The organism is Streptomyces sp. NPDC047081 (genome assembly GCF_040643775.1).
Taxonomy (GTDB): domain Bacteria; phylum Actinomycetota; class Actinomycetes; order Streptomycetales; family Streptomycetaceae; genus Streptomyces.
This window is the reverse complement of sequence record NZ_JBEYUY010000031.1, coordinates 1-24,082: the sequence shown is the minus strand read 5'-3', so window position 1 is coordinate 24,082 and position 24,082 is coordinate 1. Positions and strand designations below refer to the sequence as shown.

The following is a 24,082-nucleotide window of genomic DNA, read 5'->3' as shown; positions in this document are numbered from 1 at the left end:
TTCTTTCGAGGGGGAACTGGTCGCTGTATGGCCGCGTCAGCGACCGGACTTCGGGGCCTTCCAGCGGGCGATGCCGCGGGCCACGAGGTTGAGGATCATCACGAAGGCGATCAGCGTGAGCGACGCCGCCCAGGCACGGTCGTACGCCGCGTTCGCGCCGGCGCTCTGCGCGTACTGCTGATAGATGTACAGCGGCAGCGACTGCTGCGCACCCTCGAACGGGTTGTTGTTGATGAACCGGTTGCCGAACACCAGCAGCAGGACGGGCGCGGTCTCACCGGCGATACGGGCGATCGCCAGCATGACGCCGGTCATGATGCCGCCGATGGAGGTCGGCAGGACCACCTTCAGGATCGTGCGCCACTTCGGCACGCCCAGCGCCAGGGACGCCTCGCGCAGCTCGTTCGGGACGAGCTTGAGCATCTCCTCGGTGGAGCGGACGACCACCGGCATCATCAGGATGGCCAGGGCCATCGAACCGGCGAAGCCGAACGGCTCCATGTCGAAGATCAGCATCAGCGACAGGATGAACAGACCCGCGACGATCGACGGGATACCCGTCATGACGTCGACGAAGAAGGTGACCGCCTTGGCGAGCTTCCCGCGGCCGTACTCCACCAGGTAGACGGCGGTGAGGATGCCGACCGGCGCCGCGATGATCGTGGCGAGGCCGACCTGCTCCAGGCTGCCGATGATGGCGTGGTAGATGCCACCGCCCGGCTGGGAGTCGGGGACGATGCCCATCGAGTGGGTCAGGAAGTAGATGTCGAGGACCTTCACACCGCGCGAGATGGTCGTCCACACCAGGGAGACCAGCGGCACCACGGCGAGCAGGAAGGCGACCCAGACGAGCCCGGTCGCGATGCGGTCCTTGGCCTGCCGGCGTCCCTCGACGGCCGCGGCGATGCCGTACGTGCCGATGAGGAAGAGCAGTCCGGCGATCAGGCCCCACTGGACCTTGCTGTCGAGCCCGGCGCCCGCGCCGATGCCGACGGCCACGACCACGGAGCCGGCGGCGATCGCCCACGGCGACCACTTCGGCAGGGAGGCGCCGCGCAGGGTGCTGGGGCGCTTTTCGGTGATGGCGGCGTTGCTCATGCGTTGGCCCCCGAGTACTCCGCACGGCGGGCGATGATGAGCCGGGCCGCGCCGTTGACCAACAGGGTGATGACGAACAGGACCAGACCGGAGGCGATGAGCGCGTCACGGCCGAACTGGTCGGCCTCGCTGAACTTGCTCGCGATGTTCTGGGCGAAGGTACCGCCGCCGCCGTTGAGCAGGCTGGCGTGGATCAGGAAGTCGGGGGAGAGCACGGTCGCGACGGCCATGGTCTCGCCGAGCGCGCGGCCGAGGCCGAGCATCGAGGCGGAGATGACACCGGAGCGGCCGAAGGGGAGGACCGCCATGCGGATGACCTCCCAGCGGGTGGCGCCGAGCGCCAGCGCCGCTTCCTCGTGCATCTGCGGGACCTGGCGGAAGACCTCACGGCTCACGTTGGTGATGATCGGCAGGATCATGATCGCGAGCAGGATGCCGACGGTGAGCATCGAGCGCGGCGGGCCCTCGTCCCAGGACAGCACGCCGGTCCAGCCGAAGTAGTCGTTCAGCCAGCTGAAGAGACCGGTGAGGTGCGGAACCAGGATCAGCGCGCCCCACAGGCCGTAGACGATCGACGGCACGGCGGCCAGCAGGTCGATCACGTAGGCGATCGGACCGCGCAGCCGGCGCGGCGCGTAGTGGGTGAGGAACAGCGCGATGGCCACCGCGATCGGGACCGCGATGACCATGGCGATGATCGAGGAGATGATCGTGCCGTAGGCCAGCACCGCGATGCCGAAGGACGGCGGCTGGATGTTGGTGTTCCACTCGAAGGTGGTGAGGAAGTTCCCGTGGTCCTTGCTGATGGCGAGGGCCGCACGGTAGGTGAGGAAGACCGCGATCGCGGCCATGATCACCAACAGGAAGATGCCCGACCCACGGGAGAGACCGAGGAAGATCCGGTCACCGGGTCGGGTGGCGCCGCGGGCGTTGCGCTTCTGCTCGGCCTCGGACGGCTGCGGGGGAGGGGGTGGTGTGTCTTCGGTGTTCTGCGTCGTTATGTCCATCGGGTTCTCCGGTCTGCGGAACCACATCCATGATGCGGTTCTGCGAAGCCGTACGTCTCGTACGGCTCGTGGCGGCGGTGCACCGGACGGTGCGGTCCGGTCCCGGAACTGGCCCGGGACCGGACCGCACTCTCAGATCAGCTAAGGCCGTCGATGGTGGTGCGGACCTTGGCGATGATGTCGGCGGGCATCGGGGCGTACTTCAGACCGTTGAGGAGGCCCTGGCCGTCCTCGGAGGCGATGTACGTCAGGAACGCCTTGGTGGCGGGCAGGGTGTCCGCCTTGTTGCCCTTGTCGCAGGCGATCTCGTAGGTGACCAGGGTGATCGGGTACGCGCCGTCGGCCTTGGTCGTGTAGTTCAGCTGGAGCGACAGGTCCTTGCCGGTGCCGATGACCTTGGCGTCGGCGATGGCCTTGGTGGCGGAGTCGCTGCTCGGGACGACCGGGGCGCTGGCGCCCGTGTCGATCGAGACGGCCTTCATGCCGTCCGCGACGTAGGAGAGCTCCATGTAGCCGATGGCGCCGTTGGTCTGCTTGACACCGGCGGCGACACCCGCGGACTGGGCGGCGGCCTGGCCACCCTTGGCCTGCCACGCCTTACCGCCCTCGTACTTCCAGTTGTCGGGGGTGGCGGCGATCAGGTACTTGGTGAAGTTGTCCGTGGTGCCGGACTCGTCCGAGCGGTGGAACGCCTGGATCTTCAGGTCGGGAAGCTTCGCCGAGGGGTTCAGCTTCTTGATCGCGGCGTCGTTCCACTTGGTGATCTTGCTGTCGAAGATCTTCGCCAGGGTGGGGGCGTCCAGGACCAGGTTGTCCACGCCGGAGAGGTTGTAGGCGACGGCGATCGGGCCACCCACCATCGGGAGGTCGATGCCCTGGCCGCCGGTGCAGACCTTCTTGGAGGCGGTGACCTCTTCAGGCTTCAGCGCCGAGTCGGAGCCGGCGAAGGCGAGCTGGCCCTGGTTGAAGGAGGTGACACCGGCACCCGAGCCGGAGGCCTTGTAGTTGATCTGGACGCCACAGGCCTTGGAGAACTGCGCGACCCACGCGTCGATCGCGTTCTTCTGCGCGGACGAGCCGTCGGCGAGCAGCTGGCCCTTGGCGTCGTTGCACTTGATCGAGCCGGCCTGGGTGGAGGCCGAAGCGCTGCTGCCGCCGCCGTTGTCACCGTTGTCGTCCGAGCCGCACGCCGTGAGGACCAGGGCGCCGGAGGCGGCGAGAGCACCGAGAGCGAGGGCCCGCCGGTTCATGCGCTGAAGCTTCACTTGAAAGAGATCCTTCCAGGAGCCGCCGTCCTGAATCGGCGGCGTGCGGAATTGCGAAGTCTGGTTTGACGGGGGACGCACCTCTGTCGAGGGACGACCCACATCGCGTAGGGCCGAAATTAGGCAGATCAGGTGAAGGCGCCGACTGGCACAAATGAACGGGAGGTGAACCCCTGCAGACGTTGTGGTTAGGTCACGGAATGCTCACGGGGAGGGCACATGGTGGTTCCAGCCCTACGGTGACACAGGAGTGACACTTGCACTGGAACCCGTGGGTTCGGCGTGCCGTCTCGTTCCCCGAGAGCCATCGGGAGGCAGAGCATGGAACGGCGTACGTTCATAGGCGGCGGCGCGGCCGCCATAGCCGCGGTCGCCACGGCCGCGTGCAAGGGCGGTTCGGCGGACGCGGACACCTCGTCGTCCTCGTCCTCCGGCACCTCCGGTACGTCGATCAGGTCCCAGTCCGCCGCGGCCGCGCCCGCGAACTGGACCGCCCTCGCCCACGACCTCGACGGCACCCTCGTGCGACCGGGCGACGGCAAGTGGACGACGGCCCACCAGCTCTACAACACCCGCTTCGACGGGCTGAAGCCGGCGGCGGTCGCCTACGTCGCGCACGCCGACGACATCCGGACGACCCTCGCCTACGCCCGCGCCCACCGTATACAGGTGGCGATCCGCAACGGCGGCCACTCGTACGCCGGCTGGTCCTCCGGGAACGGCAAGCTGATCCTCGACGTCTCCAGGCTGAACCAGATCCGGGTCGGCGGCGGCCAGGCCGTCGTCGGCGCCGGCTCCAAGCTGATCGACGTCTACCGCGGGCTCACCGCGAAGGGCGTGACGATCCCGGCCGGCTCCTGCCCCACGGTCGGCGTCTCCGGCCTGGTCCTCGGCGGCGGCCACGGCGTGGTCTCCCGGGCGTACGGGCTGACCTGCGACAGCCTCACCCGGGCGACGCTGATCACGGCCGACGGCAAGGAGATCACCGCCGACTCCACGACCAACAAGGACCTGTTCTGGGCGCTGCGCGGCGCGGGCAACGGCAACTTCGGCGTCGTGACGGAACTGCACTTCAAGACCCACCCGGCCCCGCAGGCCGTCTCCGCGTACGTCACCTGGCCCTGGTCGAAGGCGGCCGCGGTGGTCAAGGCGTGGCAGGAGTGGGGCCCCGACCAGCCCGACGAGATCTGGTCCTCCTGCCACCTCGAGAACGGCGGCTCGCCCACGGTCGCGGTCGCCGCGTTCTCGCTGGGCACCTACGGGGAGCTCCAGAACGCCCTGGACCGCCTGGCCGACCAGGTCGGCTCGCCGGCCCGCAGCGTCACGCTGAAGCGGCACACGTACGAGGGCGCGATGGAGGCGTACGCGGGCTGCTCGTCCTTCCCGACCGCGGCCCAGTGCCACCTCCCCGGCTCGACTCCGGGCCGCAACCCCCAGGGCGCGCTGGGCCGCGAGACCTACGCGGCCCGCTCGGACTTCTTCGACCGCTCGATCTCGTCGGCCGGCATCCAGACCCTGCTCTCCCACATCACCTCGGTCCAGGGCGGCGCGGGCAGCATCGCCCTCACGGCGCTGGGCGGCGCGGTCAACCGCGTCTCCCCCACGGCAACGGCCTTCGTCCACCGCCGCTCAAGGATGCTGGCCCAGTACATAGCGTCCTGGCACGCGGGCACGACGGGCACAACAGCCCAGTCCTGGCTGACGAAGACCCACGACGCGATGAAGCCGTACGCCTCGGGCGCGGCGTACCAGAACTACACGGACCCGACCCTGACGAACTGGCGCAAGGCGTATTACGGGGATGCGGCGACGCGGCTGGCGAGCGTGAAAAAGCAGTACGACCCGAACCGGTTCTTCACGTATCCACAGGCGCTGTAGTTCCTACGCGGCGAGGTCCCGTTCCTCCGCCCCCACCGCCTCAGTCCGCGCCCCCGGGATCAGCGCGTCCTGCCCTACCCCCGCCCGCCCCCGCGCCCGCACGAACCACCCGCCCCGAGGCGACTTCTCGACCGCCTTCATCAGCGGAGTCAGCAGCGCCATGGCCAGCGGCGACAACAGCAGCGCGACAGCCGTACCGAGCGCGAACCCGCCCACCACGTCGGTCGGGTAGTGCACACCCATGTACACCCGGCAGAACCCTTCGAGCAGCGCCAGCCCGATCCCGGCGACCCCGAACCTCCGGTTGGCGACGAACAGTCCGACCCCCAGGGCCATGGCGATCGTCGCGTGGTCGCTCACGAAGGAGTAGTCGGTCTTCCCGGAGACCAGGACATCGAGCCCCTGGTGGTCGAGGAAGGGCCGGGGCCGCTCCACGAAACCCCTTATCGGCACGTTCACCAGCACGGCGATGCCCGCGGCAAGCGGCGCCCACACCAGCGCGGCGACCGAGGAGGCCGCCTCCTCGCCGCCCCGCCTGCGCACGGACCACCAGCACCACACCACGAGCAGCACCAGCGCGATCACGATCCCGTACTCGCCGACGTACTCCATGATCCGGTCGAACCAGTGCGGCGCGTCCTTGGCCAGGCCGTTGATGTCATAGAGCAGGTCGACGTCGGGGTTCGACCCGGATTCGGCGAGTCCAGCCATGGTGCTGCGGCCCCTTCGTCGTCTGCTCCCGGACGCGCTCGCGCACGCCCGCCTACCCACCCCCGTGGTTGTAGATCACGTCGTAGATCACATCGTCGCTGACTACGACAACAGGAACGCACGGCCCCGGTTGATACGTTCCACACTCCACCGAATGATCACGCAGACGTTATCGAAGAGAGACCCGTTCCCCCAGCTCAGGGGGTGGGTTCACACTCGGCTCACACCGTCGTGGGCAACGCTTTCGCGCCATCTTCGGTGACCCGGGTCGCCCCGAAGTAATCCGGGGTGTCGATCGGGTCGAACCGGATCACGGCCCCCGTCCGGGGCGCGTCGATCATGTACCCGCCGCCGACGTAAATCCCCACATGCCGGATGGCCCGGGAGTCGGTGAGGTCGTCCGAGAAGAACACGAGGTCGCCGGGCAGCAGCTCGCTCCGCTTGGGGTGCGGACCGGCGTTGTACTGATCGTTCGCGACGCGCGGAAGCGTCACACCCACGCTCTCGTACGCCGCCTTCGTCAGCCCCGAGCAGTCGAAACGCCCGTTGTCCGCGGCGGTCCCGTTCCCGCCCCACAGATAGGGCGTCCCCAGCTTCTTCTGCGCGTAGTAGATCGCCCCGGCGGCCTGCTTGCTGGGATCGACCCGCGTGACGGGCGCCGCGAAGCTCTCCTCGAGCGTCGTGATGGTCTTGACGTAGTTCCGGGTCTCCTTGTACGGCGGCACGCCCCCGTACTTGATCACCGCGTAGGCCCCGGCGTTGTACGAGGCGAGCATGTTTTCGGTCAGGTTCCCGGGTACGTCCTTCACGTACGAGGCGAGTTTGCAGTCGTACGACGCGGCGGACGGGATGGCGTCCTGCGGATCCCAGACGTTCTTGACGCCGTCGCCGTTTCCGTCGATTCCGTGGGTGGCCCAGGTGCCCGGGATGAACTGCGCTATCCCCTCCGCGGCCGCCGCGCTCTTAGCGTTCGGGTTGAAGCCGCTCTCCTGGTACAGCTGGGCGGCGAGCAGTGCGGGGTTGATGGCGGAGCAGAGGTTGCCCCACTTCTGCACGATGGCCGAATAGGCGGCGGGCACCGACCCCTTGGCGAGCGCCTTGGTCCCGCCACCGACCCCGTTGACGAGGTTCCCGGCGACGACGTACACCCCGACGACGAGCAGCATCACGAAGGACAGGGCGGAGCCGACGGCGACCCCGGCGATGACCCACGCCTTACGCACCGTCAACCGCCCCTCGCCGCCCAGCAGTCCATAGCCCAGGTCAGTGTAGGGGCGGGGGCTGTCTTCCGGGGTGATCACACAGGAGCGAAAACAGGTCAGAGGTCACCCGCGCGACCTGGAGCGGGAGGCGGCGGCGCGACCGGATCAGGGATCGGCCGCGGCGTCCTTGTAGAGCTCCGCCGCTTCCGTTCCCAGCACCACGCTGTACGAGATGTCGTCGGTGTTCCCGCCCTGTTCGTGCCCGCCGAGGATCCCCACGACCTCCTGGTCCCCGTTCACCCAGGGGCTGCCGCTGGTCCCGCCGCTGAGGTCGGGGCAGTCGATGCGCTGCTGGGTAGGGCTGTGCGGGGTCGGCTTGTTGGTGCAACTGACCGGCACCTCGCGGGAGTTGGGATACCCGGTGACGGTGACGGCGGTGGCCCCGGTGGCCGTACCGGTGACGAACCGGTCGGCCCCGACGACGTCCTCGATCCCCTCCCCCTTCTCCTCGCCGAGCACGGCGAACGCGACGTCGCTGTCCTCGTCCTGCCCCTTGGCCCACCCGTCGGGCAGGAACCGCCGCTTGACGGTCCACACCCCGTACGGCGCCTTCCCGTCCCGGTACCCCGGCACGAAGACGAGGTCCCCGGCGTCGTCCCCGTCCAGGCAGTGCGCCGCGGTGACGATGAGGTTGCGGTTGGGGCTGTGCACGACGGAGGCGGTGCAGAAGTGCCCGCCGGCCAGCTTGTCGGCCCGGTCGGCACCGAAGAGCGCCCCGACCCGGGCCGTCTGTCTGTCCGCGGCGGCGACGGCGGTCACCCCGAAGGGCCCGGGCCCGTCGTCGGCGGCCGCGAGGGAGGCGGAGGTGAGACCCGGCACGAGCAGCACGACGGCCGCGCACAGGGGGCTGGCGAGACGGCGGTCGATGCGTGGGGTGCGCTTCATCGGAGCCCACTGTGTCCGACGAAGGTGAGAAACGGTCTGCCGTTCACTGAGATATCTCCGTGAACGACATCTCCGGGAACATGGCTGGACCGCCCTCCGTTCCTCCCCGCTCAAACCTCTCCGGCGTCGAATCCACCGTACGGCCCGCCCGGCACATCCGCCTCCGCATCCAGAACGTCATCCGGAACGTCATCCGGAAGCCCGCCTAGAACGTCGTCGTCATCCCGCCGTCCACCGCGATCGTCTGCCCCGTGATGAAGGACGCCGCGTCGCTCGCCAGGAACACCACGAGCCCGGCGGCCTCCTCCGGCCGGCCCCAACGGCCCAGTGCCGTACGGCTGCGCAGCCACCGCGTCCACTCCGGGTCGTCCGCCAGCTCCGCGTTGACCTCGGTCGCGAACGTGCCCGGCGCCACCGAGGTCACCGTCGTCCCGCTCGGCCCCAGGTCCGCCGCCAGCGCCCGCGTCAGCCCGTCGAGGCCCGCCTTGGCCGCCGAGTAGGCGACGTCACCGGCACGGCCGAGGCTGCCCATGACCGACGAGACGTTGATGATCCGGCCCGGCACGCCCCGTACCGCCAGAGCCTGCGCGACCGTCCGGCTCAGCGCGTACGCCGAGGTCAGGTGGACGTCGAGCAGGTGGGCCAGCGCGTCCGGCGTCATCTCCGCCACGCCCCGCCGGTCCCGGTGGCCCACGTTGTTGACGAGTACGTCGACGTCCCCGAGCCCGGTCACCGCCTCGCGCGCCGCCTCCCGCTCGGTGACGTCGAAGGCCGCGGTGCCTACGTCGAGCCCCTCCTCGCGCAGCTTCCCGGCGGCCTCCGCCAGCGTCGCCGGATCCCGCCCGTTGAGGACGACCCGCGCACCGGCCCGGGCCAGCCCGCGCGCCATCTCCAGGCCCAGCCCCCGCACCGAGCCGGTCACCAGCGCCGTACGCCCGTCGAGTCCGAAGTCCATGTGGCCGTCCATCCGCATGCCAGCTCCACTGAAACACTCGTTTCAGTTACGGTAACCCCGTGCCCCCGACACCGTCACCCCGCCGCACGGAACTCCTCGACGCCTGTTACGCCTACCTCCTCGACCACGGCCTGACGGGCCTCTCCCTCCGCCCCCTTGCCGCGGCCACCGGCACCAGCCCCCGCGTCCTGCTCTACCTCTTCGGCAGCAAGGACGCGCTGGTCAGAGAGCTGCTGGCGCGGGCGCGGCACGAGCAGGTGCGCATGATGGCCGAGGTGCTGGAGAACAAGGACAAGGGTGACGACGGCGGTCTCGAAGCCCTGACCGACCGGCTCTGGGACTTCCTCTCCTCCCCGGCCCAGCGCCCCATGGTGCGGCTCACCTACGAGGCCTTTCTGCTGTCCCTGACCCGGGACCCCGGGCCCTGGGCCGGTTTCGCCGGTGAGGCGGCGCGGGAGTGGCTCGACCTGCTGGTGCGGGCCCAGTCCCCCGACACCCCGCCCGCCCTCGCCGAGGCCCGCGCCACCCGCGCCCTCGCCCTCGTACGCGGACTGCTCCTCGACCTGCTGGCTTGCGAGGAGCCCGACCGCGTGGCCGCGGCGATGCACCCGCGCCCACCGGTCACAGACGACGGCCCCCATCCGTCAGGGAAGCAGGACACGCAGGCCCACACACCCTGAGGAGGGCGCACCATGGCACCCCTCGTCTCCAGCATCGAGATCTCCCGCCCGCCCGCCGAGGTCTTCGCCTACGTCACCGACCCGGCCCACTTCGCCGAGTGGCAGGGCGACGTGGTGAGCGCACGGGCGGCGAGCGACGAGCGTACGTTCACGACGACCCGCCGTATCGGCCCGAAGGAGCGCACCTTCACCCAGGAGGTGACGGACTCCCGCCCGCCGACCCACTGGTCCGCGCGCGGTCTGGACGGCCCCCTGCGCCCGTCGATGGACATGACGCTCGAGCCCCTCGCCGACGGCACCGCCTCCCGCATCACCTTCGCCCTCGACTTCGCCCCACAGGGCATCGGCGTCGCCCTCCTCCCCCTTGTCCGCCGCCAGGCCACGAAGGGCGCCCCGATCAGCTACCGGAACCTGAAGCGGCGGCTGGAGAGCGGGGCCGCGTAGGGCAACGCGGGCGGCGGCGCCGGCGGGGCACGGCGGCGTCACAGACCTCGGCGCCGGCGGAGCGCGGCGACGTCGCGGCCCCGGTGTAAGCGGAGTGCAGCGACGTCGCGGCCCCGGCGTCAGCGGAGCACAACGGCCCGACCGACCCCGGCGCCAGCGAAGTGAAGCGCATCACGGACTTCGGCGCCGACGGTGCGCAGAGGCGTCACGGACCCCGGCGCCGACGGTGCACGGCCGCGTCACGGACCCCGGCGCCAGCGGAGCACGGCGACGTCGCAGCCCCGCCGTAAGCAGAGCGCAACGGCCCGACCGCCCCCGACGCTCAGCGGAGTGCAGCAACGTCGCGCCCCCGGCGTCAGCCAACCACCGCCCCCTGCAACAGCTTCGCCGCCAACCCCCGCAGCTGCACATGCTCGGCCGCCGTCAGCGACGCGGTCAGCTCGCCGATCCGTTCGTCCATCTCCGCCTCGCCCCGCTCCGCGAGCTCCCGCCCGGCCGGCGTGAGGGTGACGAGCACGCCCCGGCCGTCGACCGGTGACGGGATCCGCCGTACCAGCCCCCGCTTCTCCGCGCGCCCCACCAGCCCGGTCATGGAGGACTTGTCCAGCCCGAGGTGGCGGGCGAGTTCGAGCATGCCGGGCCGGCGGTCGCGCAGGATGGCGAGGAGGCGGACCTGGACGATCGAGAGGTCGTGCTCGGCGGCGACCCGGCCCAGCACGCCCTGCACCAGGAACGACAGCTGGACCAGAGCGTCCACGGTGCTCTCCTCGACGTCGCTTCTGTCACCGGCGGTCATACGGGCCTCCTCCGGAGGTTTTGGTTTGTGGCACAAACCTCTTGACCTAGTACGCGGCACAAACTACCGTCGCAGTAGTACGCGACGCAAACCAAGTCGCCGTACGCCCATGTAGTACGTGCCGCAAACTACCGATGCCCAGGAGGCCCGCCATGCACGCAGCCGTAGTCCACTCCTTCGACACCCCGCCCCGCTACGACACCACCGCCACCCCCACCCCCAACGGCCCGCACGAGGTCCTCGTCGACGTCCTCGCCGCCGCCCTCCACCCCCGCGTCCGCTCCGCCGCCAACGGCACCCACTACACCTCCGACGGCGCCCTCCCCCTGATCCCCGGCATCGACGGCGTCGGCCGCACCCCCGACGGCGAGCTCCTCTACTTCGTCGCCCCGGACGACCACGGCACCATGGCCGAGCAGGCCGTCGTCGACCGCCGCCGGGCCGTCGCGCTCCCCGCGGACACCGACCCGGACGGCGTGACCGCCCTGGCCGCCGCGATGAACCCGGCGATGTCCTCCTGGGTCGCCCTGCGCCGCCGCGTAACCCTCGACCCCGGCGCGCGCGTCCTCGTACTGGGCGCCACCGGCAGCGCCGGCCGGCTCGCCGTGCAGATCGCCAAGCACCTCGGCGCCGGACATGTCGTGGCGGCCGGCCGCGACCCCGAACGCCTCGCCCTGCTCCCGGAGTTGGGCGCCGACGAGACCGTCTCCCTGCAGGGCGACCCCAAGGAGGCGGCCGAACGGCTCGCCGCCACCAGCGCCCCCGACGCCGACGTCGTCCTCGACTACCTCTGGGGCCCGGTCACCGAACGGGCCCTCCCCGCGCTCCTCACCGCCCGCACCGACCGCGCACGCCCCCTCGCCTGGATCCAGATCGGCTCGATGGCGGGCCTGGAACTGACCCTCCCCTCCCAGTTCCTGCGCGCCGCGAACCTCCAGCTGATGGGCAGCGGCCAGGGCTCGGTCAGCACCGCCGGCATCCTCGCCGAACTCCCGCCGCTGGCCGAGCGGATCACCTCGGGAGCCTTCGCGATCGACCCCCTCGCCGTCCCCCTCTCCGAGGTCGAGCAGGCCTGGACCGCGCCCACCGCCCCCGGCCGCCGCATCGTCCTCACCCCCGGCAAGTGACCCCGCCCGCACCCCCGTCCCCGCCCCCCTCCTCCCTCGATCAACGCGCGTCAACCTGTGCGAATCCTGTGCCCAGGGTCAAGCCGTGCCCATCCCCCAGCCATCCCACCGCCATTGATCCACAAACCCCCAACCCCCTTCAGTAATGCGGAAGTCAGAATTCCGAAACGCTCTTGTTTGTCGCGTACTCAACAAGCGATGGTCGGTGCGGGCCGCCGCCCCCACCGGGAACCTCACCGGTGGTCCCCCCACCCGCAGGCCTCTGTCAACCACTCCCAGGAGGCTGTACGTTGCGTACGGACACCCCCAACTCCCCCCACATGTCCGGCAGATGGCGCCGGATCGGCTCGGCAGCCGCGGCCACCGCCGCGCTGGTCTTCGCCGGCCTCGGCACCGCGGTGCACGCGGACGCCGCCACCACCGCTGCCTCCCCCAAGGTGAGCGCCCGGACGATCGCCGCGCAGGTCGCCAAGGCGCACGTGCGGTACGAGAAGTCCTGTGCCGCGACCCCGAAGAAGGGGTTCGCCGCGTGCAACGCCCTCCGGGTCACCGGCGGTACCACCGCCTTCATGGAGAAGCAGGCCGCACTGAAGGGCGTGACGCCCAAGACCATCAAGCCGAACGCCGCCTCGGACTCCCCGACCGGGTACGGCCCCAGTGACATCCAGTCGGCGTACGGCCTGGCCGACGCCGCCTCCTCGAACGGCTCCGACGAGACCGTCGCGATCGTCGACGCGTACGACGACCCGAACGCCGAGGAGGACCTGGCCACTTACCGCGACTACTACGGTCTCTCCGCCTGCACCACGGACAACGGCTGCTTCACCAAGGTCAGTCAGACCGGCTCCACCACCTCCCTGCCCTCGGCCGACAGCGGCTGGGCCGGTGAGATCTCCCTCGACCTCGACATGGTCAGCGCGACCTGCCCGAACTGCAACATCCTCCTGGTCGAGGCCAAGTCGGCGTCCGACGCCAACCTGGGCACCGCGGTGAACGAGGCCGTCAAGCTCGGCGCCAAGTTCGTCTCCAACTCCTACGGCGGCTCCGAGTCCTCCTCCGACACGACGTACGACACCTCGTACTACAAGCACGCGGGCGTCGCCATCACCGCGAGCGCGGGCGACGAGGGCTACGGCGCCGAGTACCCGGCCGCCTCCCGGTACGTCACCGCGGTCGGCGGCACCAAGCTCTCCACCTCCTCCAACAGCCGCGGCTGGACGGAGAGCGTGTGGAAGACGAGCTCCACCGAGGGCACCGGCTCCGGCTGCTCCTCCTACGACGCCAAGCCGTCCTGGCAGACCGACACCGGCTGCACCAAGCGCATGATCGCCGACGTCTCCGCCGTCGCCGACCCGGCCACTGGCGTCTCCGTCTACGACTCCTACGGCGACGACGGCACCGGCTGGAACACCTACGGCGGCACCAGCGCCTCGTCCCCGATCATCGCCTCGGTCTACGCCCTCGCGGGCACCCCGGGCAGCAGCGACTACCCGGCCGAGTACCCGTACAACGCGGCCGGCACGTCCGCGCTGAACGACGTGACCAGCGGCAACAACGGCTCCTGCTCGACCGCGTACTTCTGCACCGCGGAGTCCGGTTACGACGGTCCGACCGGCTGGGGCACCCCGGAGGGCCTGGACGCCTTCACCGGCTGACCAGCGGCCGGAAGCACGACCTCCCCGTCGGGTCACGGGGAAGCCGCCGATGTGAGGAGTACGTGGGGACTCCTCGGCGGCGCGGAAAGGAAAAGGGAAAGGAAAACGGGTCACGGCAGCCGGCCGCGGCCCGTTTTTCCGTTGCCGGTATCGTCCCCGGGACGCCGCCCAACCGACGACGCACCGGGGGAACCACCATGAAGCGCACGCTCGCCGTCCTGCTCACCGTCGCCGCACTCACCGCGCCACTGGCCGGGTGCAGCAAGTCGAAGCCGGTCACCGGCACGGTCGTCAGCAAGGACACGGACCACGAGTGCAAGACGAAGCGCAAGGGCACGAAGAAGACCCGTACCTGCCACACCGAGTACGAGCTGAACGTCCGCACGAAGGGCGGCGACGAGGAGGAGGTCGACGTCAGCAGCAGCGCGTACGCCCTCTGCACCGAGGGCGCGGCCTACCCCAAGTGCACGACCCGCTAGCCGGTCCCCGCCTCGGCCTGCCGGGCCCGAATCCATGCAACTCCCTTGAGTCTCCTGTGGGTTGAGTAAAGGACTGAACCAAGTTCAGTAAGCCGGAAGTCAGAATTCCGTAAGCCTCTTGTTGTCGCGTACTCAACAAGCGATGGTCATCGCGGGCCGCCGCCCGCCGCCGGGGAACCCGTACCGACGGCATCGCACCCGCACCGCCCCTGTTCCACCCCCATCAGGAACATCAGGAGGCTGCACGATGCGTTCCACTCCCCCCAACAGACCTTCCACGCAGCGCGGTTGGCGCCGGGTCGGCTCCGCCCTCGCCGCCACCGCCGCGCTGGTCTTCGCCGGCCTCGGCACCGCGGTACAGGCCGACGCGGCCGCCACCGCGTCCACCAAGGTGACCTACGTGTCGACCCCCTGTGCGACCCCCAAGCACGAGGGCGAACTCGCCTGCAACTCCTACCGGGTCACCGGCGGTCTCACCGCCTTCCAGAAGGCGCAGGCCGCAAAGACCGGCATCACCCCGAAGGCCGCCGACGCCTCGACGCCGTCCGGCTACAGCCCGACCAACCTCCGGTCCGCCTACGGCCTGACCTCCGCCGCCGCCTCCAACGGCTCGGGCGAGACCATCGCGATCGTCGACGCGTACAACGACCCGAACGCCGAGGCGGACCTCGCGACCTACCGCTCGTACTACGGCCTGTCGGCCTGCACCACGGCCAACGGCTGCTTCAAGAAGGTCTCCCAGACCGGCTCCACCACCTCCCTGCCCTCCTCCGACGCCGGCTGGTCCGAGGAGATCTCCCTCGACCTCGACATGGCCTCCGCGATCTGCCCGAACTGCAACATCCTCCTGGTCGAGGCCACCAGCGCCACCATGGCCAACCTCGGCACCGCGGTGAACGAGGCGGTCACCCTGGGCGCGAAGTTCGTGTCCAACAGCTACGGCGGCAGCGAGTCCTCCTCCGACACCTCGTACGACTCGTCGTACTTCAACCACACCGGTGTCGCCATCACCGTCTCCGCCGGTGACAGCGGCTACGGCGCCGAGTACCCGGCCGCGTCCCGCTACGTGACCTCGGTCGGCGGCACCAAGCTGTCCACGTCCTCCACCACCCGCGGCTGGACCGAGACCGTCTGGAAGACCAGCACCACCGAGGGCACCGGCTCCGGCTGCTCCGCCTACGACGCCAAGCCCACCTGGCAGACCGACACCAGCTGCACCAAGCGCATGATCTCCGACGTCTCCGCGGTGGCCGACCCGGCGACCGGCGTCTCCGTCTACGACTCCTACGGAGTCACCGCCGGCTGGTACACCTTCGGCGGCACGAGCGTCTCCGCGCCGATCATCGCCGGCGTCTACGCCCTCGCCGGCACCCCGGCCAGCGGCACCTACCCCGCCCAGTACCCGTACGACTACAAGGGCACCTCGTACCTCAACGACGTGACGAGCGGCAACAACGGCACCTGCTCCGTCTCGTACTACTGCACCGCCACCACCGGTTACGACGGCCCGACCGGCTGGGGCACCCCGGAAGGCATCACGGCCTTCGCCAACTGACACACCACCCGACACCACCTGACACAACCTCAGAACGCCTGCGGGCCCCGGCTGCTGCCGGGGCCCGCAGGCCATTGCTCACAGTCGACCGTGAGAACATCGTCTCGACCACTCACCCGACCGGCCGCCAGAATCGGCCCAGGTCATAGAAGGGGTCAACGACGGAACCACACGACAGGTTCCGCTCAGGCCTCATTGCCCGGCGTGACCTGCCGTGATACACAGAGTGACCGTACGTGCTATTCGTACGAAACCCGCCAATCAATGACGTCAAGTCGACATACGACGACGGCATTGTCGGCGACAATGAGCCTGCCCTCTGCACCGACGCAGAGGACACGAACGCGAACGCGAACCGGAACTACCCACCAGGGGCGGTGACTTACATGCTCTTTGCGGCCGACAAGGGAGACATCAACACCATCATCGGCGGGATCGCTCCGGACTGGGGCCCCTTCGGCAGCCTGGGCAACGAGGCCAAGGTGATGATCGAGGTCGTGATGGCGGTGGCCATCCTGCTCTGCCTCGGCATCGCGGTATGGGGCGCCGCCAAGCAGCGCATCGGCGCGACCGCCCTCCGCGACACCTTCAGCGCCGAACAGGGCAAGGGCCTCATCATCGCCGGCCTCACCGGGGTCTTCATCATCGGCTCCCTGGGCACACTCTTCACCATCGTGTACGGCATGGCGGTCTAGCAGGCGTTACCCCCTCACCCTGTCCTTCCCACTACCCCACCCGCCCGTCGTGCCCACCGGCTGAGGTTGCGTTTCCCTGATGTCGAGTCACCACACCGCGCCCGCGCGGACCCCAGCACGGCTACCGTCGTATGTCTGTATCCACGAGGTGGAGAGGGCGTACGCGGCATGAGTCTCGGAGACGAGCACGAGGCCTCCGGCGGTTACGGCGGCACGGGCCAGACCCGGACACGGCTGCCGGAGAGCGGCGGCGACGTCTACGGCGGCGCCCGCCGCCCCGGCCGCTCGTCCTCACGCAGCCTGATCACAGTGGTCGGCGTGGTGGTCCTCCTGATCGCAGCAATCGCCTTCGCGAACCGCGGAGACGACGACTCGCCGTCCTCGGGGGCGGGGGGCGCGAACAAGCCGGAGACGTCAACGACGGCAGCCAGCGGCACAAAGCCGGTCCAGTCGAAGGCGGCGGGCATTCCGGCGGGATTCGCGCATGACCAGCAGGGGGCGCAGAGTGCGGCGACGAACTATGCGGTGGCGCTGGGGTCCACCGGCATGTTCACGAAGGACAGCCGGCACAGAATCGTCGACTCCCTCTACACGACCGCCGCGGCCGCGAAGCTGCAGACCGCCATGGACGGCGCCTACTCGACGGACTTCCTCAGCAAACTGGGCCTCGACGCGAACGGCAACCCGCCCCAGGGCAGCACGTTCGTCTCACGCGTGATCCCGGTGGGGTCGACCGCCCAGCAGTACAGCGACAGCACCGCCAAGGTCGCGGTCTGGTACATGGGACTCATCGGCATGTCCGGGGCGAACTCCACCGACCCCGTCACCTCGACGTGGAAGACCTGGACCTTCGACCTGCAATGGTCGGCGGGCGACTGGAAGATCGTCACGGACTCCCAGAAGGACGGCCCCGCACCGGTACCCAGTGACGACCAGGCCGCCTCCTCCGACGAGATCAGCAAGGCCATCCAGGAGTACGGAGGGTTCACGTATGCCCGGTAACCCGCACCGCGTGCTCAGGCTCGCCGGAGTCGTCACCGCCGTACAGACGGCCGCCGTGCTGCTGGCCACCCACGCCGCGGCCGCGCCAAGCCCCTCGCCTTCGCCGTCCAAGAGCAGCGACCCCTGCGACCTCATCGTCGGCGAGGCCAAGAAGTACTGCGAGCGCGGCAGCAACGACAAGGGCACCGGTGGCTCCACCTCCCTGGACCCCACCTCCACCCTCGACCCCCTCTCCTCCCTCGCCAAGGGCTGTGCCGACGCCGCCTCCTGGACCATCGACAAGCTCAGTGATGCCGTCAAGGAGACCGCGAACGTCGACTTCACCAATCAGAAGTTTCTGCAGCAGTACGCCGTCGTCTTCGCCGCGTCGACCATCCTCACGCTCCTCCTCTGGCTCCTCGCCGTCGCCAAGCGAGCCGTAAGAGGCGTCCCCCTCACCACCGCCATCTCCGAAGCCGTCGGGTTCCTCTGGCTGACCGTGCTGGCGTCAGCCTTCACACCCCTGATCCTCTACACCGTCGTATCCGCCGCAGACGGCGTCACCGACGTCCTCGCCAAAGCCACCGGCGACCAGACGGACACCTTCTTCGGCACCTTCTCCGGCGCCCTCGACAAGGGCGACGACATCGGCGGCGGCCCCATCATGCTGATCGTCGTGTCGCTGGTCAGCATCCTCGCCGCGGGTGTGCTGTGGCTGGAGCTGGTGATCAGGGCCGCCCTCCTCTACGTCGGCGCCCTCCTCGGCACCGTCGTCTACGCCGGCCTCGTCGACAAGAACCTCTGGAGCCACGTCCGCCGCTGGGCCGGCATCATGATCGCCGTCATCCTGGTCAAGCCGATCATCGTGATCGTGCTGGGCCTCGCCGGCGCACTGTCCAGCGAAAACGGCCCCGACTCCTTCTCCGCCGTCGTCTCCGGCCTCGCCATCATCCTGCTCGCCATCTTCGCCAGCGCGATGATCTACCGCTTCGTCCCCGGCTTCGGCGACGAGATCGCCAGCGGCCGCAACAACCGCATCATGCAGGGCGCCGAGGCCAAGGCCGCCGCCGTCATCAGCTCCCCCGCGACCATGGTCGCCCAGGGCATCAAGACCCACAGCTCCCGCGCCAACGACAACGGAGGCGGCGGCCAGTCGTCCTCCAACGGCGGCCAGCGCCCCGCCAACCCGGTCAGCGGCGGCGTCGCCGCCCACAGCACCCGGACCCCGAACGGTGGTGGCGGCGGATCTGTCCCCTCCGCCGCACCCGCACCCCGTTCGGCCAGCCCGGTGAACACCCCGCACGCCGGCAACACCCGCAACAGCAGTACCAACCGCACGGGAGGTGAAGGGCGTTGACGACCGAGTCCCACCTGTCCCATCCGGTCACGCCCCGCCGTACATATCTCATCGGCCGCGCCCGGCCGAACGCGATCGTCGGCCGGAACCGCGAGTCCGGCGAGATCGCGCTCATCATCGCGGGCGCGTTCCTCGGCATGATGTGCGGGCTCCTGGTCCCCGTCCTCTCCCTGCGCATCGTGCTGCTGATGGGCTTCCCCCTGCTGGCCCTGATGGCGGTCTACGTGCCGTACAAGCACCGGACCTTCTACAAGTGGTTCGAGATCAACCGCAGTTACAAGCGCACCCTGAAGCAGGGCACCCTCTACCGGTCAGGGGTCATGGAGGCCGGCACGCGCCTCGACGGGCGGGAGGTCGAGATCGGGCCGCCGCCCGGGATCGGTCGTATCACCTGGCTCGCCGCCCCCTTCGGCCCCGACGAGATCGCCGTACTGCTGCACGCCGATCGCCGCATGGTGACCGCCGCCATCGAGATCGAGGGCCCCGGCGTCGGCCTGCGCGACTCCGAGGACCAGGAAGCCCTCGTCGACCGCTTCGGCACCCTGCTCAAGCACGTCGCCAACGGGGACGGCTTCGTCACCCGCCTCCAGATGCTCGCCCGCACCCTCCCGGCCGACCCGGACGCACACGCCAAGGACGTCGCCCTGCGCGGCGACGACAAGTCGCTGCCGTGGCTGCAGACGTCGTACGACCAACTGCAGTCGATGGTGTCCACCAGCAGCGAGCAGCACCGCGCCTATCTCGTCGCCTGCATGCACTACACGCGCGAACTCGCCGCCGAGGCCCAGGCGATGGCCCGCGCGGCACGGCCGCAGGCCGGCCGGAAGGTGGACCGGGACGCCGGTCTCGCGGTCGTCATGGCCCGCGAGCTGACCGACATCTGCTCGCGCCTCCAGGAGGCCGACATCCGCGTACGACAGCCGCTCGGCCAGGGCCGTCTCGCCTCGCTCATCCACTCCATGTACGACCCCGACCACCCGATCGACCACATCCAGGCGATGACCAAGCGCAACGCCTGGCCGGCCGAACTCGACGCCATGGAACCGACGTTCCTCCAGGCGAAGACGCGGGAGTCCTCCACCCGCGCGCCCTGGTGCCATGCCACCGCCTGGGTGAAGGAGTGGCCGATGACGCCCGTCGGCGTCAACTTCCTCGCCCCGCTGCTGGTCCACACTCCGGACGTCATCCGCACGGTCGCCGTCACGATGGACCTCGAACCCACCGAGGTCGCCATCGAGCGCATGCTGACCGAGAAGACGAACGACGAGGCCGAGGCGTCCCGCGCCGCCAAGATGAACCGCACGGTCGACCCCCGCGACATCGCCGCCCACAACCGTCTCGACCAGCGCGGCGAGGACCTCGCGAGCGGCGCCGCGGGCGTCAACCTCGTCGGCTACATCACGGTCTCCTCCCGCTCCCCCGAGGCCCTGGCCCGCGACAAGCGCACCATCCGGGCGTCGGCCGGAAAGTCGTACCTGAAGCTGGAGTGGTGCGACCGCGAGCACCACCGCGCCTTCGTGAACACGCTCCCGTTCGCCACCGGAATCCGAAGGTAGGGGCTGATTCGCTGATGCGGGATCCGCTGTCCGTCCTCACCGACGCCTTCACGTCCTTCCTCTTCGGGAAGGTCGAGACGACCCGCCTGCCGGTACGCACCTCGACGGGCCAGGCCCAGGCCGTCTACCTCCCCACGGCAGCACCGGGGCTGGGCGACTCGGGCGTGATCATCGGCCGCGAGGTGTACTCCGGCAAGGGCTACATCTACGACCCCTTCCAGCTCTACGGCCAGCAACTCCCCGCCCCCCACTGGCTGGTCCTCGGCGAGTCCGGAAACGGCAAGTCGGCGCTGGAGAAGACGTATGTCCTACGGCAGTTGCGCTTCCGCGACCGCCAAGTGGTCGTCCTGGACGCGCAGGGCGAGGACGGCGTCGGCGAATGGAACCTCATCGCGGAGGAGTTGGGGATAACTCCCATCCGCCTGGACCCGATGGCCGCCCTGGACCACGGGATCCGCCTCAACCCCCTCGACCCGGCGATCACGACCACCGGCCAGCTCGCGCTCCTGCGCACCATCATCGAAGTCGCCATGGGCCACGGCCTCGACGAGCGCTCGGGCTTCGCCCTGAAGGTCGCGCACGCCTACGTCAACGAGACGATCGTCGAACGCCAACCGATCCTCACGGACATCGTCGAGCAGCTACGGCACCCCGAGCCGGAGTCGGCCGAGGCGATGAACGTCGACATAGAGGACGTACGGGCGTGGGGACTTGATGTCGCGCTGGTCCTGGACCGCCTGGTCGACGGTGACCTGAGGGGCATGTTCGACGGCCCGACCACGGTCGGCATCGACCTCGACGCGCCGCTCATCGTCTTCGACCTGTCCCACATCGACCGCAACTCCATCGCGATGCCGATCCTGATGGCGATCGTCGGCGTGTGGCTGGAGCACACCTGGATCCGCCCCGACCGGAAGAAGCGCATCTTCCTGGTCGAGGAGGCCTGGCACATCATCAACAGCCCCTTCGTGGCCCAGCTGTTCCAGCGGCTGCTGAAGTTCGGCCGACGGCTCGGCCTGTCCTTCGTGGCGGTCGTCCACCACCTGTCCGACGTGGTGGACGGCGCGGCGGCGAAGGAGGCGGCGGCGATCCTGAAGATGGCCTCGACACGGACGATCTACGCCCAGAAGGCGGACGAGGCCCGGTCGACAGGGCGAGTGCTCGGCCTCCCGCGCTGGGCCGTCGAGATCATCCCGACGCTGACACCCGGCATCGCCGTGTGGGACGTCAACGGCAACGTCCAGGTGGTCAAACACCTGATCACGGAGACCGAACGCCCACTGGTCTTCACCGACCGCGCGATGACCGAGTCGTCCGCCGACCGTGACCTGGCCGACGACGCCCTGCGCGCCGCCGAGCTGGAGGCGGAGGAACGTGCGGCGGCGTTCGTGGAGCAGCACCTGAGCGACTACGACGGTTCGTCCGAATCGACGGTGGCGTAGCGGGAGGCGGACGTGGTGAGACCGGACGACCGGCGGCACGACCGCCGGGAGGGCCAGGGCGGCATCCCCGACGGGCTGCTGGTCGGCATACTCGCCTTCCTCCTCGGCATGACGCTGCTGGTCTGGTCGGCGACGGGCCTGGCGGGCCTGTTCTCGAAGGGCTCCTGGCCGCACGCGGTCACCTTCACCCGCACCCCCCTGGCCATGCGCCACCTCATCGGCCAACCACACGACATCACAGGCGCCTGGCCGGCCACCCCCAGGACCCAGCTCTCCGGCTACGGCCTGTTCTGGGGCCTGTTCATCGGCCAGCTGATGGTCCTGTTCGTGCTGACCGTGTTCGTGATGGGTACGACAGCGAGATGGCGGGCGGGCCGGGCACGCCGGCGGCTGGAGCGCGCGGCGGCCATCGACCGGGCCACGGCAGCGGCGAAGGAGCCACTCCCCCAGCCGGACCCGCTCCCACAGCCGGACCCGACGCCCCAGCAGGCACCCGAGGTCCAGGTCCACGAGGTCCCGGTGCCACGCGTGGAGCCCGCGCCGACACCACAACCCCCGGACATCGTCCCGGACATCGGTCAGCGCCTGTCGACGACCGGCCTGATCCGTTACGCCCCACCCGCGAGCCGCCAGGAAACCGCGACCCAGGCCGTACGCGACGCGGAGGGCCCTGCCCTCGTCGTCACCTCGAACCCGGCCGTCTGGTCGGACACGAAGGACGCCCGCGCGAAACTAGGCCCGGTCCACCTCTACGACCCCGCCCACCGCTGCGACACCCCGGCCCGCCTGCACTGGTCCCCCACGGCAGGCTGCGAGGACAAGCAGACGGCGACCTCAAGGGCCGCCGCCCTGCTGGCCCCCATCCGCCCCACGGCCAAGCTGGACCAGGCCCTGTCGGCCACAGCGGAAACGCTCCTGCGCTGCTATCTGCACGCCGCCGCGGTGGACGGCCGCACCATCCGCCACGTCCACCGCTGGTCCCAGGGCACCCAGATCCAGGACGCGGTCCGCATCCTCCGTACGAACCCGAAGGCCGCGGCAGGCTCCGCCGGCGAACTGGAGGCCGCGCTCACCGCGCACCCCGAACGCCGTGACATGGCCCAGGAGTTGACGAGCCGAGCCCTGTCCTCCCTCTTCACGGTCAACATCCGAGAGGCGTGCACACCCAACCGAACCGATGCACTCGCCTTGGATTCCTTCGTCGACGAAGGGGGCACGCTTTATGTAGTGGGGGAGTCCATCGAGGACCCCAGGACCAATCCAGGCGCGATGCCTCTCCTGACGGCCCTCGTCTCCAGCGTGGTCGAGCGTGGCCGCCGCATGGCCGAACGGTCATCCGCCGGTCGCCTCGACCCACCACTGACGCTCGTCCTCGACGACGTCGCCGCGGTGGCTCCGCTTCCCCAGCTCCCGGAGCTCCTGGCCACCGGAGCGGACCGGGGCCTGCCGACCCTGGCCCTGCTCCGCTCCCGCGAACAGGGCCGCGCCCGCTGGCCGCACGACGAACTACCGGTATGACCCGCTGGGACAGGCCCTAGCCCTGCTCCCGCTCGACGGCCATCTCCAGCTCACGCTCCTCGCCGTTCTCACCAAGGGGTACGACGACGCCGGTGGCCGCGAATCCCGCCTTGCCGTAGAAACGCCGGGCCCTGGCGTTGTCCTCGTGCACGATGAGGCGCACCCGCTCGGCCCCCTGAGCCCAGGCCCACTCCAGACCGGCGTCGAAGAGCACCTCCGTCAGCCCGATCCCCCGGTGCTCCTCCCGCACGAACACCCCGACGACATGCCCCTGCTTCCGCTCGACGGGAAACCCGGCCCAGTCCACCGTGCCGGCCTCCTCGACCAGCACGGTCAGGGTCCCGACCCACTCCCCGTCCGGCCCCTCGGCAATGACCTGCTGCGCCCCGGTCGCACCCTTGCAGGCACCCTCGGCCCGTTCCTTCCAGAACGAGTCCGGTCGGCCCAGGGCTTCGTCGTACGTCTCCAGGAACGCGAGGTGCGCGACGGGGTCCTGGAGCGCGAGGAGCCGCAACGCCTTGGCGGCGGGCCACTCGTCGGCCCGTATGGAGCGGATGACGTACTGGTCGTGGTTCATGCGCCTCACAGTAGCCGGAAACGCAAAAAGGCCCACACCATTTCTGGTGTGGGCCTTTTTCAAGATTTGTTCGGCGGCGTCCTACTCTCCCACAGGGTCCCCCCTGCAGTACCATCGGCGCTGTAAGGCTTAGCTTCCGGGTTCGGAATGTAACCGGGC

General features: G+C 69.7%; 22 protein-coding genes and 1 rRNA gene. 13 read left to right on the top strand and 10 right to left on the bottom strand.

All coding sequences use genetic code 11. The features are described from left to right. Window positions 1–36: 36 nt before the first annotated feature. The 3 genes from pstA to pstS form a co-directional block, all read right to left on the bottom strand. Window positions 37–1,098, bottom strand: coding sequence for a phosphate ABC transporter permease PstA (gene pstA, locus ABZ848_RS40125; protein WP_360840065.1), 1,062 nt, complete (start codon window positions 1,096–1,098; stop codon window positions 37–39). After that, on the bottom strand, window positions 1,095–2,105 hold the full coding sequence (gene pstC, locus ABZ848_RS40120; RefSeq protein WP_360840064.1) for a phosphate ABC transporter permease subunit PstC: 1,011 nt from the start codon (window positions 2,103–2,105) through the stop codon (window positions 1,095–1,097). Before pstC ends, pstA begins: the two co-directional genes overlap by 4 nt. A 137-nt stretch (window positions 2,106–2,242) precedes the next feature. Beyond that, window positions 2,243–3,370 carry a phosphate ABC transporter substrate-binding protein PstS gene (gene pstS / locus ABZ848_RS40115; protein ID WP_360840062.1) on the bottom strand — a complete coding sequence of 376 codons (1,128 nt, stop codon included), beginning with the start codon at window positions 3,368–3,370 and terminating at the stop codon, window positions 2,243–2,245. A 321-nt stretch (window positions 3,371–3,691) separates the two neighbouring features. On the opposite strand from pstS, the gene ABZ848_RS40110 reads away from it, so the two are divergent. Further along, complete coding sequence (locus tag ABZ848_RS40110; RefSeq protein WP_360840060.1) at window positions 3,692–5,248, top strand: FAD-binding oxidoreductase; 1,557 nt, start codon at window positions 3,692–3,694, stop codon at window positions 5,246–5,248. Window positions 5,249–5,251: 3 nt separating this feature from the next. Here ABZ848_RS40110 and ABZ848_RS40105 read toward each other — a convergent pair whose 3' ends face one another. The 4 genes from ABZ848_RS40105 to ABZ848_RS40090 form a co-directional block, all read right to left on the bottom strand. Beyond that, entirely contained in the window at window positions 5,252–5,959 is a 708-nt protein-coding gene (locus ABZ848_RS40105; protein WP_360840058.1) for a phosphatase PAP2 family protein, read from the bottom strand. A gap of 221 nt (window positions 5,960–6,180) precedes the next feature. Then, the gene (locus ABZ848_RS40100) at window positions 6,181–7,188 is read right to left on the bottom strand and encodes a bifunctional lytic transglycosylase/C40 family peptidase (protein WP_360840195.1); all 1,008 of its coding nucleotides are present in this window, start codon (window positions 7,186–7,188) and stop codon (window positions 6,181–6,183) included. Window positions 7,189–7,326: 138 nt separating this feature from the next. Beyond that, entirely contained in the window at window positions 7,327–8,106 is a 780-nt protein-coding gene (locus ABZ848_RS40095) for a trypsin-like peptidase domain-containing protein (RefSeq protein WP_360840056.1), read from the bottom strand. A 205-nt stretch (window positions 8,107–8,311) separates the two neighbouring features. Continuing rightward, complete coding sequence (locus tag ABZ848_RS40090) at window positions 8,312–9,079, bottom strand: SDR family oxidoreductase (protein ID WP_360840054.1); 768 nt, start codon at window positions 9,077–9,079, stop codon at window positions 8,312–8,314. Between the two features lie 41 nt (window positions 9,080–9,120). Between ABZ848_RS40090 and ABZ848_RS40085 the strand changes: the two genes are divergently transcribed. Further along, window positions 9,121–9,741, top strand: coding sequence for a TetR/AcrR family transcriptional regulator (locus tag ABZ848_RS40085; protein WP_360840052.1), 621 nt, complete (start codon window positions 9,121–9,123; stop codon window positions 9,739–9,741). A 12-nt stretch (window positions 9,742–9,753) separates the two neighbouring features. After that, entirely contained in the window at window positions 9,754–10,185 is a 432-nt protein-coding gene (locus tag ABZ848_RS40080) for an SRPBCC family protein (protein WP_360840050.1), read from the top strand. Between the two features lie 355 nt (window positions 10,186–10,540). On the opposite strand, the gene ABZ848_RS40075 is transcribed toward ABZ848_RS40080, so the two are convergent. Next, a complete protein-coding gene (locus tag ABZ848_RS40075) occupies window positions 10,541–10,981 on the bottom strand; it encodes a MarR family transcriptional regulator (protein ID WP_360840048.1) in 441 nt (146 codons plus the stop codon). A gap of 152 nt (window positions 10,982–11,133) precedes the next feature. Between ABZ848_RS40075 and ABZ848_RS40070 the strand changes: the two genes are divergently transcribed. The 10 genes from ABZ848_RS40070 to ABZ848_RS40025 all read left to right on the top strand — a co-directional run bounded on the left by ABZ848_RS40070 (window position 11,134) and on the right by ABZ848_RS40025 (window position 23,346). Next, a complete protein-coding gene (locus ABZ848_RS40070) occupies window positions 11,134–12,108 on the top strand; it encodes a zinc-binding alcohol dehydrogenase family protein (RefSeq protein WP_360840046.1) in 975 nt (324 codons plus the stop codon). A gap of 290 nt (window positions 12,109–12,398) precedes the next feature. Beyond that, the gene (locus ABZ848_RS40065; RefSeq protein WP_360840044.1) at window positions 12,399–13,763 is read left to right on the top strand and encodes a S53 family peptidase; all 1,365 of its coding nucleotides are present in this window, start codon (window positions 12,399–12,401) and stop codon (window positions 13,761–13,763) included. 197 nt (window positions 13,764–13,960) lie between these two features. Then, window positions 13,961–14,242 carry a hypothetical protein gene (locus tag ABZ848_RS40060; RefSeq protein WP_360840042.1) on the top strand — a complete coding sequence of 94 codons (282 nt, stop codon included), beginning with the start codon at window positions 13,961–13,963 and terminating at the stop codon, window positions 14,240–14,242. 247 nt (window positions 14,243–14,489) lie between these two features. Next, on the top strand, window positions 14,490–15,797 hold the full coding sequence (locus ABZ848_RS40055) for a S53 family peptidase (protein WP_360840040.1): 1,308 nt from the start codon (window positions 14,490–14,492) through the stop codon (window positions 15,795–15,797). 386 nt (window positions 15,798–16,183) lie between these two features. Next, entirely contained in the window at window positions 16,184–16,492 is a 309-nt protein-coding gene (locus ABZ848_RS40050) for a hypothetical protein (RefSeq protein WP_014673544.1), read from the top strand. Between the two features lie 168 nt (window positions 16,493–16,660). Continuing rightward, window positions 16,661–17,494, top strand: a complete 834-nt coding sequence (locus ABZ848_RS40045) for a hypothetical protein (RefSeq protein WP_360840038.1) — start codon at window positions 16,661–16,663, stop codon at window positions 17,492–17,494. Further along, window positions 17,484–18,830, top strand: a complete 1,347-nt coding sequence (locus ABZ848_RS40040; RefSeq protein WP_360840036.1) for a hypothetical protein — start codon at window positions 17,484–17,486, stop codon at window positions 18,828–18,830. Before ABZ848_RS40045 ends, ABZ848_RS40040 begins: the two co-directional genes overlap by 11 nt. Next, window positions 18,827–20,386, top strand: coding sequence for an SCO6880 family protein (locus tag ABZ848_RS40035; RefSeq protein ID WP_360840034.1), 1,560 nt, complete (start codon window positions 18,827–18,829; stop codon window positions 20,384–20,386). The genes ABZ848_RS40040 and ABZ848_RS40035 overlap by 4 nt, the downstream gene beginning before the upstream one ends. Before the next feature lie 14 nt (window positions 20,387–20,400). Next, a complete protein-coding gene (locus tag ABZ848_RS40030; protein WP_242765106.1) occupies window positions 20,401–21,828 on the top strand; it encodes an ATP-binding protein in 1,428 nt (475 codons plus the stop codon). 15 nt (window positions 21,829–21,843) lie between these two features. Further along, a complete protein-coding gene (locus ABZ848_RS40025) occupies window positions 21,844–23,346 on the top strand; it encodes a TraM recognition domain-containing protein (protein ID WP_360840194.1) in 1,503 nt (500 codons plus the stop codon). Between the two features lie 16 nt (window positions 23,347–23,362). Here ABZ848_RS40025 and ABZ848_RS40020 read toward each other — a convergent pair whose 3' ends face one another. Next, entirely contained in the window at window positions 23,363–23,923 is a 561-nt protein-coding gene (locus ABZ848_RS40020; protein WP_360840032.1) for a GNAT family N-acetyltransferase, read from the bottom strand. 68 nt (window positions 23,924–23,991) lie between these two features. After that, window positions 23,992–24,082, bottom strand: a 5S ribosomal RNA gene (rrf, locus tag ABZ848_RS40015); the annotation flags it as partial.

Coding starts and splice junctions, on each gene's coding strand:
- pstA (WP_360840065.1), bottom strand. CDS start 1,098: ATGAGCAACGCCGCCATCACCGAAAAGCGCCCCAGCACCCTGCGCGGC.
- pstC (WP_360840064.1), bottom strand. CDS start 2,105: ATGGACATAACGACGCAGAACACCGAAGACACACCACCCCCTCCCCCG.
- ABZ848_RS40110 (WP_360840060.1), top strand. CDS start 3,692: ATGGAACGGCGTACGTTCATAGGCGGCGGCGCGGCCGCCATAGCCGCG.
- ABZ848_RS40105 (WP_360840058.1), bottom strand. CDS start 5,959: ATGGCTGGACTCGCCGAATCCGGGTCGAACCCCGACGTCGACCTGCTC.
- ABZ848_RS40095 (WP_360840056.1), bottom strand. CDS start 8,106: ATGAAGCGCACCCCACGCATCGACCGCCGTCTCGCCAGCCCCCTGTGC.
- ABZ848_RS40090 (WP_360840054.1), bottom strand. CDS start 9,079: ATGCGGATGGACGGCCACATGGACTTCGGACTCGACGGGCGTACGGCG.
- ABZ848_RS40080 (WP_360840050.1), top strand. CDS start 9,754: ATGGCACCCCTCGTCTCCAGCATCGAGATCTCCCGCCCGCCCGCCGAG.
- ABZ848_RS40075 (WP_360840048.1), bottom strand. CDS start 10,981: ATGACCGCCGGTGACAGAAGCGACGTCGAGGAGAGCACCGTGGACGCT.
- ABZ848_RS40070 (WP_360840046.1), top strand. CDS start 11,134: ATGCACGCAGCCGTAGTCCACTCCTTCGACACCCCGCCCCGCTACGAC.
- ABZ848_RS40060 (WP_360840042.1), top strand. CDS start 13,961: ATGAAGCGCACGCTCGCCGTCCTGCTCACCGTCGCCGCACTCACCGCG.
- ABZ848_RS40055 (WP_360840040.1), top strand. CDS start 14,490: ATGCGTTCCACTCCCCCCAACAGACCTTCCACGCAGCGCGGTTGGCGC.
- ABZ848_RS40050 (WP_014673544.1), top strand. CDS start 16,184: ATGCTCTTTGCGGCCGACAAGGGAGACATCAACACCATCATCGGCGGG.
- ABZ848_RS40045 (WP_360840038.1), top strand. CDS start 16,661: ATGAGTCTCGGAGACGAGCACGAGGCCTCCGGCGGTTACGGCGGCACG.
- ABZ848_RS40040 (WP_360840036.1), top strand. CDS start 17,484: ATGCCCGGTAACCCGCACCGCGTGCTCAGGCTCGCCGGAGTCGTCACC.
- ABZ848_RS40030 (WP_242765106.1), top strand. CDS start 20,401: ATGCGGGATCCGCTGTCCGTCCTCACCGACGCCTTCACGTCCTTCCTC.
- ABZ848_RS40020 (WP_360840032.1), bottom strand. CDS start 23,923: ATGAACCACGACCAGTACGTCATCCGCTCCATACGGGCCGACGAGTGG.